The sequence below is a fragment of the Oceanobacillus kimchii X50 genome, from assembly GCF_000340475.1.
GTDB classification, from domain to species: Bacteria; Bacillota; Bacilli; order Bacillales; family Amphibacillaceae; genus Oceanobacillus; species Oceanobacillus kimchii.
Map to the genome: position 1 here is coordinate 2,057,440 of NZ_CM001792.1, position 12,455 is coordinate 2,069,894.

Here is a 12,455-nt window from a genome sequence, read left to right on the forward strand (position 1 = left end):
CCTTCTTAAAAAAGAGTTTACTAGAAACATTAGAATCAAAACTTAAATTTTATTAGACCTCATTGGAAATGAATAATACAATACTTTTATTCGACTATATAATCCATTACACGCTCTCCAATTTCTGCCATAACTATACGTGATGATTTTAATTCTGCGTCTTCTGACATTACAGACACATATACGACTTCATCTTGATAAGTAAACATGCCGATATTATGTCTGACATTTGTGCTTCCTAAGCTACCCCCTTTACTATAATTACTAATATCTTTATGACGATCACTTCTATAATGGCTTAATATTCCTTCTCCCATTATTCGTAAAAATTCCTCTTTATTTTCAGAACTTAATATATCGCTTTCAAATGCAGACTGCATTATAGTTGCCATATCCTTGGCTGATGTAAGGTTATCATTTGGTCGAACAGATTCCATCATATATCTTTGGAGTATTGTATCTTCAGCCCCCATTTCTGCTATAGTCTGATTTACAGAATCCATTCCAACCCTTTCTATAATCATGTTTGTTGCTGTGTTATCTGATTGTGTAATCATTAGATATAATAAGTCTCTAAGAGAAAGGGTTTGATTGGCTGACATATGGCGGATTATTCCACCACCTGAAGTGATATCAGAATCACTTACTGTAATCTTTTCATCTAAATTTATAATTCCTTGTTCTCCTTGTAGCAATGCTTCCATTAAAATTGGCACTTTAATCGTACTTGCAGAAGAATATACCTTTTCTTCCTCAATTCCTATATCTCCGTCTTTGGTACTTATAAATACAGAATAGTTTGTGTTATCCCCAATAATAGATTCAACATCTTCTTCCAACGATGAAAATCCGCTGCTTTTTTCACTAGCAAATCCATTGATTGACAGACCTATGAATAAACTAAAGAGAAACGTTGATAATATAAGTGATAGCTTGTTTTTCAAAGATTTATTTACCAATTTAAAAACCTCCTCTCTATAAGTTTTTATGATTAAATTTCAAAATTCTTCATATACCGACTGCCACATAAAAGCCACTACAACTCTTTAGCATCCTTTGTAGATTTTAGTTCCTTTAAACAGAAAATTGATTATATATTTTAATTATCACCTCCGTTCGTAATTTAGACGTTTCAAAATTCACCTCCAACTTAAAATGTAAATCTAGTGAAAATTAATGTCAGACACCGTGTATAATATCATTCACCACAGATTGGTAGATAATCTAATGAGGGTGTTGGCATTATCTATATTTTATTTCATTATCATTTGTGTTTTGAAGTGGGAGTAGAGACGACTGGGATTGTGCCTGTCATCATTCTTCACAAAACGCGGAAGCATTGCTTTTTATTCTCTTTATGTTTAATCCATTCAAAAGCAAAGTATTTTTATTGCGATTACTCGCCTCACCGTAGACATATATATCGTAATTAATTGTAATAAGGTAGAGTAATTATTTTGTGATTGGTAGAGGTTGATGTGTTGATTGATTGTAATGGATTGCATTTTACTAAGAAAGTTATCCTTTTGTGAAAAAAACAACAAATAATTCATCCTAATGTAACATTAATGAAATATACTATCTTTTCAGATTATAACTTCTATTTAATTATTAGTAAAAAACGAAATTTTAAAATAGTGAGAATATTTATGATGTAAATGGAAAAAACTAATACTTTTCCATTAAATTAATTTAAAAAATGGTTAAAAAAGAGGTCTATTTCTACCTGGTTAAAATTGGGCTTTTTTACCATTTATATATATCTCTAACTTTCTGAGCCTCAAAATATTTTATTGATGTAGGTTATAAAACCTCATCAATAGAAGAAAATCCATAAAAATGCTCCAATTTACTATAGAAAAAAAGTACTACATAATATAACTAATTTCTATTTTCATAAAAAATGAATAAATAGACTTATGTAAAAGTGTAACCGTCAAGTACGTTTGAACACTTTTTGCTTAAAATAACGACTCTCTATTTTTAACATGATGACTTCTTCATTTAATTAGACGAGAGAAGACGAATCGAGAATAGCTGTTGAAATCTCTAGCTCCCTCTTTTTGCCTTCCTTTTTAATACTGATGACTTACGAAAAAATATTTTGTTTGCATATCGGACTTAACAATACTTCTCCTTACACCTTTCTTTAATGAAAGATTAAATCCGTTCACTATCTAAACAATACAAATTTGGAGAAGGGAGTACATCATGAAACATGTAAACTCTTTATTAATTAGTTTGTTCGATCACTAGTTCTTCTATATATCGTCCTTGGATTAATATTTGAAATGACATTCGGCGAGGTTTTCCTTTTAACTGCAGTATTAGAAATAGTTGCCTATTTAATTGGTGACATGTTGGTTCTGCCAAGAATGAATAATACAGTGACGACGATTGTAGATTTTGTATTAGCGCGATTATTCATTGATTTTATGATGGTATGACATTGGCAGATAGTGGATTTACAGCTTCTTTAAATTGCTGCGATATTGGTAGGTTTGTTTGATGCAGTCTTCCATCACTATGTAGGAAACAATGTGTTACCTAATGATCGGAGTAACTCGGGGCCTAGAAATCTTCAATACCAAACGGAGGCATCTGATGAATTAGGACAAGACCAATTAGATGAAAACAATAACAACGATAAGTAATACCTACCCTTTGGTTAAAAACTTAGATTTCCACTTGTAATTACAAAACAGCATACTCTTTAGGGAGTGTGCTGTTCATCATTTTTTATCATTAATGTTAAATTTCCTAGACTCTTCCCCACCCTCAATGGAAATCAACACTTATAAAAAAATGTATCGCCAATTTTACCTTTAATCTGATTCTCTTGAAAATAATGTTCTAGACATTCACTATCGTCTATAAAAATTCTCGATTCATCTGGATATTTTATATAGATTGGATGTTTTTTTTCACGATGAAAAAACGACAACACTTCACCATATGTACTTTCAGAAGACACATATAAAGGCTTTACAGAACGAACAATATGCTTTCCTTCATATCGATGAAGTAAAAATCTAATAAATACATAGAAACGTTGCTTCCACTCTCTCCAATTTTCTACAAATAGAAACGCCCACACAAAAAATGCACTCAACGTAAAAGGCAAGAACAATAATTGTAGGGCAACAACAACTGCTATCATAACGAATGATGATATGATCGTAAAATGGTATGCCCCTTTAAAAGGAAATAAATACGAACAAAGTAATAATAATAATTTACCGCCATCCAATGGCCAAACAGGTATTAAATTAAACAAAAGAATCATCGAATTATAATAGAAAATTAAAGAAATTAAAGCTTCTGGTAATAATTGAAACCCGTTCACAAAAATTAACCCACCATAAATAAGAATATGAACAAAAGGACCCGCAATAGTTACAACTAACTCTTCTCGAATCGGTTTATTTCCATGTTCATCGGTTTTCATTACTCCACCAAATGCCCACAAAATAACTAAGGGAATTCTCCATTTATAGTACGCAGCTGCAAAAAAATGCCCGAGTTCATGCAAAAGAACGAGAAAAAAAATAATCGCCATTTCCATAATAGTACCTGTTAAGAAAGACACTATAATGAATATTAATAAGATGGGATGTATACGAATGGGTGGTATCCATCTATTAATTATTGTCATCAACTTGAATCACCTGTGCCGGGTCTACATAATGATTATCCTTCTCTATCGAAAAGAAAACTGATTGTTCTTCTGTAGTAGGTGTAAAAGTTCCTACCAACTCATTTGCTTGAATAAATTGATATAGATGAACATCAACTGAACTTAGATTTCCATAATGAGATATTGATCCATCAGAATGTTGAACCTTCACTGTTTTTTCTGTACTCGTATCATTTCCTGCAAAAACAATCACCCCTTCATTTATTGCAGTTACATTGGTTGATTGTCCTGGATCAATCTTTATGCCAATTCCATTCGCTTCAAATGACTCAGAAATATTTCCACTTACTGGTAGAGCTACTGGTTGAGAATCGTCTCCTTCAGTCACGACACTTGGTGTCAAGGAAAGAGGTCTTCCAAATACTTCTTTATACCAAACATTTACTTTAGCAAAAGGGAATTGATCGGTTAATGCAGAAGCTGCCCATGCTTTTGGTTTGTTTAAAGCAGGCGATTCTGATTCCCATATAATTGCCGCTCCAAGAAAAAGCATAAGGGATAATATTGCTTTTACCGCATATTTTGCAACTGGAGATGAACTGCTTGTTTTACTTTGATTAGTACTAGTTGGAAATGCAGGATAATACCCATGTAACTCTTCCGTATCTGGGAGAGCATGCGATCGGAGGTAGTCCTTCCCTTTGGATTGGTCAGTCTTTATTCCTCTTGCTTTTTTTCGCTGTTCAATTGATTTTCTAATCTTTTGAATATCCTTATCCATAGCCTCACATTCCTTCACTTGATTTGTACCATGTATATGTACAAGCATCACATTGTATGAACAGGAATATCATATAGATTAAAAAACACTTCAAAACATATCCACTGTTTTGAAGTGTTTACAATAGTTTATATTTTAAAAAACTCTTTTACACGTTGGAAAATACCTTTCTCATCATCAAGTGCTTGTAATGGGACTGTCTCTCCTAATATTCTTCTGGCAATATTTCGATAAGCAATGGAAGCCTTAGAATTTGGATGAAGCGCAATTGGTTCTCCATTATTAGATGCTTTAATTACTTCATCGTCATCCACAACGATGCCAATTAAATCAATAGATAGCAAATTTACGATATCATCAATATCTAACATGTCACCATTTTTCATCATATGATTGCGTATACGATTAATAACCAATCTAGGTGATTCTTTCATATCTTCTTTTTCTAATAAACCTACAATTCGATCTGCATCACGAACACTGGATTTTTCTGGAGTAGTTACTACTATCGCTCGATCTGCTCCAGCAATCGCATTTTGAAAACCTTGCTCTATACCTGCTGGACAATCAATTATAATATAATCATATTCTTGTTTTAACTCTGTAATTATTTCTTTCATACCTTGAATCGTAACAGCGGTTTTATCACTTGTCTGCGCTGCCGGTAAAAGCGTTAGATAATCAAAACGCTTGTCTTTTATGAGAGCTTGTTTTAATTTACATCTTTCCTCTATAACATCGACAATATCAAAGATTATTCTGTTTTCTAACCCCATTACAACATCTAAATTTCTAAGTCCAATATCTGTATCAATCAAACATACTTTTTTCTCCATTAATGCTAGGGCAGTTCCGATATTCGCTGAAGTAGTTGTTTTTCCTACCCCGCCTTTACCAGAAGTAATTACGATAGCTTCACCCATTATTCATTCTCCTCTCAAATCCACTTATTTCTTTCCGTTTTTTTGAAAGAACCTTTAAGGAATCGATAGTGATTTTATCTTGATCTGTATCAATAATACCACATTCCATATAAACACCATCAGATTCATAGTCAGGTGCTCGACTTATATAGTCAGCAATTCGCAATTGTGTAGGTTTCATATATGAAGCTACTATAAAAGCATCTTTATCCCCATAATAACCTGCATGAGCAATCCCTAGCAGATTACCCATTATATAAATATTTCCACTTGCTACAACTCTACCACCAGGATTTACATCACCAACCAGTAATAGATCTCCTTGAATTTCTAGTATTTGTCCTGATCTAACTACACGGTTAATAACTTTAACTTCACTATCGTCCATCCACCTCTTAGCGTCGTTGATAGGAATCAGATTTGAATCAATCCCTATCACTTGAAATCGCTGATCAGTTGTAATAATTTGGCGAATCTGCTCTTCTTTTTCTTCACTTACATATCGATCTCCTAGTTTAACTTTAACAGAAACAACAGGTTCGTCTTGTTTTGGTTTACTATACTGAATTTTCTCTTCTAACTCCTTTAAAATCTCTTGAAATGAAGCATCTTCATCTATAAATAGACTTAATCCATCTCTGGTACCTTTAATTGTAATGATTTGTTTTAGATCTTGCACTCTCTAATCACCTCATTTTTCACACTACATTAATGATATATATATCCTATATCTCACTTAACGCATTCGTTCTCCGAGTGGAATTTCTGTTTTCCATTTTTCCAGTCTTTTTGATGAAAATGGATAAATAACAATTAAAAAGACAAGGTTTAATAAGATGGTCGGAGCTAATCGATTTAGAATAAAGCTTTCTAATGAAATATCTATCATTCCAACAACAGAGAAAATTCCATAAATCGTAAATTCTATTAATACAATACCAAACGTAGCTAGTAATAATAGAACATAGAAATTGCCCTGCAACATTTTTTTAATGCCATGAACAATATAAATTACTAACGCGTAAGAAAACATATAGACTCCAAGAATACCTGTATAAACAATATCAAAAAGCAAACCGAAAATTAATGCATATAATACAGAATAATACGTATCGTTATGGTCAAAAAATACAGCTATATAAACTAAAAAGATAAATAACCAATGAGGTACGATGAAATAATCTCCCGATAATAATTGCAGTGGTAGTAGCTCTAGCGCTACCCCTTCTAATACAATTATTATAAATAAAATGAGAGGTAATACAAAGCGCCTAATCAAGACTCATCCTCCTCATCTGCATTTTCTTCCATTTCTTGTGGTTGTTCTATAGCACGATCTACGACAATGACATTGTTGATATCATAAAGGTCAGCAGCTGGTTCAACCATAGCAATTCGAGTAAGACCATATTGATCGGATACTATTTCTTTTACTTCGCCGATTTTTAAACCTGCAGGAAATTTTCCACCCTTCTCAGAAGAATATACAATATCTCCTTCTTCCACGTTTTTCTCAGATTCTTCAATAATACGGAATAGTAAAGAATTTGACTCTTTGTCAAAACCTTCAATCATTCCAAAAACATCTTGATCATCTTCTTTTGTGATCGTAGCTGAAATACGATTGAATTCATCAAAACCAGTTAAAAGTTGTACGGTTGCTGTAACATTGGAAATCTGTAACACTTTACCTATCATTCCATCAGCAGTAATCACAACCATGTTCGCTTCTACTCCATGGTCAGATCCACGGTTGATAGTCACTTGATCCATCCACTGTTCCGGCGAACGGGAGATTACAGACGCGTGGATCGGTTCATAATCTCTAACCGTTTCAGTCATACCAATTATTTCTCTCAGTTCTTCGTTCTCTTCTTCTAATTTTTGAACGTCATATAATAGAGAATTTTGTTGTGCGATTTGCTCTCTTAAAACTTGATTCTCTTCATAAGTATTTTTCATATCATCAATATTAGAGATGATACCTGTTACAAAGGACACTGGTGCATGAATCGTATTTTGCACCCACCCCACTGTATCATTGATCATTGTTTCAACAAAACTCATATTTTCTCTATCTCTTAAGGAATACCCGATTAAAGCAACTAAGACAATTACTCCAATTAGGATAATGAATAGTTTTTTGCTACGTAAAAATTGCATATTAACACACCTACTTATTAATTTAACGGACGAGCAGACACACTTGGGCTATTTCTAAATTGATTGATATACTCCAAAGATTTTCCAGTACCAATCGCGACACTTTCTAAAGGTTCGTCTGTAACGAATACTGGAATCTTTGTTTCATCACTAATTATTTGATCTAAATTTTTTAAAAGAGCCCCTCCGCCAGAAAGTACAATTCCACGATCCATAATATCTGCTGATAGTTCAGGAGGAGTTTTTTCCAGTGTCGATTTTACTGCATTTACAATCGAGTCTACTGTATCATCCAATGATTTCGATATTTCTTCCGATGTTACTGTAATCGTTTTGGGAAGTCCCGTCAATAAGTCTCTTCCTCTAATATCCATTTCTTCAGCATTTTTTCCACCTTTTGCTGAACCAATATCCATTTTAATTGATTCAGCAGACCGTTCCCCTATCATTAAATTATAATGTTTGCGAATGTAATTAATAATGGCTTCGTCCATATCATCACCGGCAATACGAATGGATTCACTGGTTACAATACCTCCAAGTGATATTACTGCTATTTCAGTAGTACCACCACCAATATCTACTATCATACTTCCAGTCGGTTCCCAAACTGGCAAACCAGCTCCAATAGCTGCAGCAAATGGTTCTGCGATTGGATAAGCCTCTTTTGCTCCTGCTTGTTTTGTTGCATCAATTACTGCACGTTCCTCTACCATTGTAATTCCAGAAGGAACACAAACCATAACATTAGGTTTTTTTGCGAATAAAGAACGTTTTTTCATTGCTTTTTTCATGTAATAATTCATCATTACGGACGTTGTATCATAATCTGCAATTACCCCGTCTTTCATAGGACGAATAACAGAAATATTTCCTGGAGTTCTTCCAATCATATTTCGTGCGTTACGGCCTACAGCCTCAATACTACCTGTCTCTAAATTTTTTGCTACCACAGATGGTTCCCGGACAATTATTCCTTTTCCTTTAACAAAAACTAGTGTATTAGCTGTACCCAAATCAATGCCTAAATCCTGCGAAAAATTAAACATACCCAAGTCTATCTCCCTTTCCATCAATTCCTATTTTCTTTATGTATCACGCTTTTTTTCACTATTTTTACATTCATTATAAATGATAAGAAGCGCCTCTTCCTTTCTAACAATGAAAGATGGCGCTAAATTTATCAATCCTTATTTAATTATACGAAAAAACTTATAAAATAGATAGTATTTACAAATAACCTTTTTCTTTTAGGGATACGAATTTTTTGTCGCCGATAATGAGATGGTCTAATACTTCAATTCCGATTAATTTACCAGAGTCCACTAAACGTTTCGTCACTAGGATATCTTCTTGTGACGGTGTAGGATCGTAGGGTAGGAAAAATACGCCTTTCTACATTAATATTAGAAGGTTTTATTTCCCCTCCCTCAGAACCGTACGTACACCTTTCAGCGTATACGGCTCGCCAGTTGAATAAAAACAAGTCCACAGGAAAGGATTTGTATTACATGTTTGAGATTATCTGAAGAATCTTCTTCCGATATAACTTCAGATGATGCATTTTAATAAATATGTGGAAATTACTTTTACACACAAGACCGACTCTTCCATGTTGATTTTTTTGTTTCAAAGAAAAGGCAATTTGTTTCGATGTAGTCTTGTATTTAAAAGCAAGAGTTTTTAAAAAGCTGCTTTCTGCTAAATGAACTATTTTTTCAATATCATTAAAATTTGCAGCAAAAACATAATGATTGGCAAATGAGATAAGTTCTTCATTATATATTCTTAAAATTCGTTGATCAGAAAAATATAAAAGCTTTCTTCTAGCTAAAGAAATGTATTCTTGCAAATCACCATATTCATTTCGAGATACCCATTGGTTCATTTGTTTCTTCGGAACGATCAACCTTAGTCGCTGATTTTTATCAGGATTTGATCCGAAGGCACCTTTAGGTAAGAGTTGATATTTTTGAAAATCAATATTATCTCCTATGTGATATAAGTTTAATTGTATATTACAGAAAAAATGAATATACCCATGGACAAGCTCATCATTAATTTCTCTAAGCAAACTAAGTGCATGAGGTTTTGTGTCGTTTATACCAATAAGCAACTCCGCTCTATTATAAACTAATTTGATAGGAGAATCATTATTTCTTTTAATTATATCTTGTATGTTTTGTACAATAGACTCCTGAAAAATATATTTTATAAGATTTGCTAATTTACTCATGGGATAGGTATATGTGTGACAATGCTTTTGTTGACTCATCATTGATGCATAAAACACAAGTTGAATAAATCTGTGATCATTTACCTTTCCTTTAATCATAGTCATTACAAACTCAATAAATTGTTCTGAATATATGATTTTATCAAAAGATATTTTTATGAACCACTTCATATTGTCCCATGTTATTAATTTTTGGAGGGTGAAAAATGAAGGATCTGTTTTTGGAAGTGAGGATTGATCGAAGCCCTTCATTGGATAGATATACTCTAATATTACAACTACGGCCTCTTTGACTAATGAATCCTTTGTATGGAGGTGGTTATTTAATTTTGAGGTATTCGAAAACCGAAATTTTCCTATTCTTAATTCATAAATAATTTCTTTTATCATGTTATTTACAATTGAGTTTTGTAAGTAACTTAGAAGATTTAAACGCCGAATCACTATTTGCCAAAAGTCTTCCTTATATAATAACCGGTAACAATCGAATAATATCCTTCCCTTTTGTGATGCTTTTTGTATTACGTCCAATTGAGGAAATGGATGAAACGTCATATTCATGACTCCTTTCGTCTAGACGTATTTCAACCTGTCTTCCTTCCCCTTGCCAAACTTATTACAAGCTAACATTGAGTACTATGAAGACTCCGTTACCATATGCCATAAAATTAATATGCACTTAGGCAATCCCTGTATTATGTCAATATATAGATACGTGATATTTAGGTACCCATTTCGATGGTTTCTTCTTACTGAAGATGGGAGGATAATCCTTACAATGAGTTAGAAAGCGGTGAATTCTAGTCTCATAATATCCCAACTATAATATTAATAGTTACACACCCACTATCCCTTCATCTTGGGTTCAAGCAATTTAGCTTTTACCATGCATCACTTGATCTGAAGGACAAAAGAATAAAATGATTACTTTTTCCTCCTTTTCACATCATGCTATTGTCCCCTAAATAGTTTCCCATTCAAGGTAAGATGCTGATCATAGAACATTGTAAGGAGTTCTAGATACTTTCTGGTATCACTATATACTAACACCTTGCAGGCGCACACCGCTCGGGTGATTGTGGGCTACAATTAATGAAGCTGCAGACCGTTTAACTGCTTCTTTGAAAACCTCTCTAGGATGTACTATAGAAGCGTTTAAACTACCTATAAAGACTGTCTGATAATGAATAATCTGATTTTTAGTATTTAAGAATAAGACTACAAAATGTTCTTGACTTAAATAACGCATTTCTTCCATAACATAGTTGGCACCGTCTTCCGGAGAACGTATAACATAAGGACCATCGGGTTTATAGGCATTCAATCTTTTCCCTAACTCGATAGCAGCAAGAATGATAAGTCCTTTCGCTGTACCTATGCCTTTAATTGCTATAAGTTCTTCAATAGTCGCATCTCTTAATAATTTCATACCCTCAAAATGCATTAAAATTCGATTTGATAATACATTCACTGAATCTTGTTTTGTTCCGCTACCAATTAGAATGGATAGTATTTCTTGATTCGATAAATGAGATGCTCCATGTTTTAGTAATCTCTCTCTAGGTCGATCTTCTTTTGGTACACTTTTCATTGTTAGTACCGACGTTTTCATCCTCTCCCTCCTTTCTTTGTATAGCATATCGGTAGTAGAGAGTAACAACAAATATAAAAAATAGTATTTCACATTAGAATTTCTAACCAATAAAGAGTATTTATCTTAAATAAACTTGTAAAGAAATATAGTTAAAAATATAAATTATATAATTCCATATTAATTTGAATCACATCAAAAAAGCTTGTGAAGAATTATATCTTTCCTCACAAGCTCAATATTATTTTTGTAGAATCTCGTACTCATGCATTAATCTTAACAGTTGCTGAGAAGCAGGTTCTCCACTTGTTTCATTTAAAGTTTCTACCAATTTATTTATTGAATGTGTTTCTTTCGGTACACTCTCTATTAATGGTTGAATTTTATCACTAGTAATTGGATCTGTTGCATTCATTTGATTTGTTAACTCCGTCTGCCAAAAAGAATGAAATGAATCTATCCATTGTACTTCTTCTTTTGTTAACTCTACTTCACCTTCAGTGGTACTCCACTCTTTTACGTATAGATCCACATTACCTTGTTGACTTATAGACTCTGATATAGATTGACCCAATTCTTTTGTCGGAGCAACTCCTGCTAGAAGAAAATATTGATCTTCCCTTTGCCAAATTATTGTTTTTATATCTAAGTCGGTATATTTCTCTTGCCATTCAACTGCGTTCGCCTCTTCAGAAAATATTCCTGCTTGTATAATATAAGATTGCAATGGTTCTATTTGATATGATTCTGTAGTAACCGTCATCGAAGTTTCAGCATCATTTATCCCACCAACAGTTGGAACACCCCCATTGGCTGAAGGTGGAGAATCTACTTGGACAAACATCCGAATTAAGGTAAACCCAAGAACCGATCCGATAATTACTGCAGATATAACTGCCATTAATAAGGGCTTAAGCTGAATTGACTTTTGATTTTTTTTATTGGGAAATCCTTTTTTAGATTTTTTTAAAGCGGTTAACACTGGCAGCTTATCCTGTTCATGCTTTTCTTGGGCAGCAGCTGACTCTTCTGGTGAACTTGAGAATTCCTCTGTAGGTAACTTATACGTCCATTTTTTCCCATTTTTCTCTACTAATATTGGTTTCTTCTTCTCCACAATATGT

At 33.2% G+C, this 12,455-nt stretch carries 11 protein-coding genes and 2 pseudogenes; 1 reads left to right on the plus strand and 12 read right to left on the minus strand.

All coding sequences use genetic code 11. The annotated features are described in order from the left end of the window. Window positions 1–86 precede the first annotated feature (86 nt). Window positions 87–959, minus strand: coding sequence for a serine hydrolase (locus tag C794_RS10860; protein WP_017797160.1), 873 nt, complete (start codon window positions 957–959; stop codon window positions 87–89). A gap of 1,332 nt (window positions 960–2,291) precedes the next feature. On the opposite strand from C794_RS10860, the pseudogene C794_RS21030 reads away from it, so the two are divergent. Then, window positions 2,292–2,654 (plus strand): annotated as a pseudogene (locus tag C794_RS21030) (DUF2512 family protein). Between the two features lie 134 nt (window positions 2,655–2,788). Here the strand turns inward: C794_RS21030 and C794_RS10870 are convergent. The 11 genes and pseudogenes from C794_RS10870 to C794_RS10915 all read right to left on the minus strand — a co-directional run bounded on the left by C794_RS10870 (window position 2,789) and on the right by C794_RS10915 (window position 12,448). Continuing rightward, a complete protein-coding gene (locus C794_RS10870) occupies window positions 2,789–3,655 on the minus strand; it encodes a site-2 protease family protein (RefSeq protein WP_017797162.1) in 867 nt (288 codons plus the stop codon). Further along, entirely contained in the window at window positions 3,642–4,418 is a 777-nt protein-coding gene (locus C794_RS10875; protein WP_017797163.1) for a M23 family metallopeptidase, read from the minus strand. Before C794_RS10875 ends, C794_RS10870 begins: the two co-directional genes overlap by 14 nt. A 128-nt stretch (window positions 4,419–4,546) precedes the next feature. Continuing rightward, complete coding sequence (gene minD, locus C794_RS10880; protein ID WP_017797164.1) at window positions 4,547–5,341, minus strand: septum site-determining protein MinD; 795 nt, start codon at window positions 5,339–5,341, stop codon at window positions 4,547–4,549. Then, entirely contained in the window at window positions 5,334–6,020 is a 687-nt protein-coding gene (gene minC / locus C794_RS10885; RefSeq protein ID WP_017797165.1) for a septum site-determining protein MinC, read from the minus strand. The genes minD and minC overlap by 8 nt, the downstream gene beginning before the upstream one ends. Before the next feature lie 57 nt (window positions 6,021–6,077). Then, complete coding sequence (gene mreD / locus C794_RS10890) at window positions 6,078–6,620, minus strand: rod shape-determining protein MreD (RefSeq protein WP_017797166.1); 543 nt, start codon at window positions 6,618–6,620, stop codon at window positions 6,078–6,080. After that, window positions 6,617–7,504 carry a rod shape-determining protein MreC gene (gene mreC / locus C794_RS10895; RefSeq protein WP_017797167.1) on the minus strand — a complete coding sequence of 296 codons (888 nt, stop codon included), beginning with the start codon at window positions 7,502–7,504 and terminating at the stop codon, window positions 6,617–6,619. Before mreC ends, mreD begins: the two co-directional genes overlap by 4 nt. A 17-nt stretch (window positions 7,505–7,521) precedes the next feature. After that, window positions 7,522–8,553: a rod shape-determining protein gene (locus C794_RS10900; RefSeq protein ID WP_017797168.1), complete on the minus strand. Its 1,032-nt coding sequence runs from the start codon at window positions 8,551–8,553 to the stop codon at window positions 7,522–7,524. Window positions 8,554–8,734: 181 nt separating this feature from the next. Next, a pseudogene (locus tag C794_RS20470) lies at window positions 8,735–8,875 on the minus strand (JAB domain-containing protein); the annotation flags it as partial. 136 nt (window positions 8,876–9,011) lie between these two features. Then, entirely contained in the window at window positions 9,012–10,130 is a 1,119-nt protein-coding gene (locus tag C794_RS10905) for a hypothetical protein (protein WP_230199299.1), read from the minus strand. Between the two features lie 646 nt (window positions 10,131–10,776). Further along, window positions 10,777–11,352 carry a RadC family protein gene (gene radC, locus C794_RS10910; RefSeq protein WP_017797170.1) on the minus strand — a complete coding sequence of 192 codons (576 nt, stop codon included), beginning with the start codon at window positions 11,350–11,352 and terminating at the stop codon, window positions 10,777–10,779. Between the two features lie 220 nt (window positions 11,353–11,572). After that, window positions 11,573–12,448 carry a hypothetical protein gene (locus C794_RS10915; RefSeq protein ID WP_017797171.1) on the minus strand — a complete coding sequence of 292 codons (876 nt, stop codon included), beginning with the start codon at window positions 12,446–12,448 and terminating at the stop codon, window positions 11,573–11,575. Window positions 12,449–12,455 lie beyond the last annotated feature (7 nt).

What these genes read in the sequence shown, in the direction of transcription:
- C794_RS10900 (WP_017797168.1), bottom strand. Translation starts at nt 8,553, where the DNA reads ATGTTTAATTTTTCGCAGGATTTAGGCATTGATTTGGGTACAGCTAAT.
- minD (WP_017797164.1), bottom strand. Translation starts at nt 5,341, where the DNA reads ATGGGTGAAGCTATCGTAATTACTTCTGGTAAAGGCGGGGTAGGAAAA.
- C794_RS10905 (WP_230199299.1), bottom strand. Translation starts at nt 10,130, where the DNA reads ATGATAAAAGAAATTATTTATGAATTAAGAATAGGAAAATTTCGGTTT.
- mreC (WP_017797167.1), bottom strand. Translation starts at nt 7,504, where the DNA reads ATGCAATTTTTACGTAGCAAAAAACTATTCATTATCCTAATTGGAGTA.
- radC (WP_017797170.1), bottom strand. Translation starts at nt 11,352, where the DNA reads ATGAAAACGTCGGTACTAACAATGAAAAGTGTACCAAAAGAAGATCGA.
- C794_RS10875 (WP_017797163.1), bottom strand. Translation starts at nt 4,418, where the DNA reads ATGGATAAGGATATTCAAAAGATTAGAAAATCAATTGAACAGCGAAAA.
- C794_RS10870 (WP_017797162.1), bottom strand. Translation starts at nt 3,655, where the DNA reads ATGACAATAATTAATAGATGGATACCACCCATTCGTATACATCCCATC.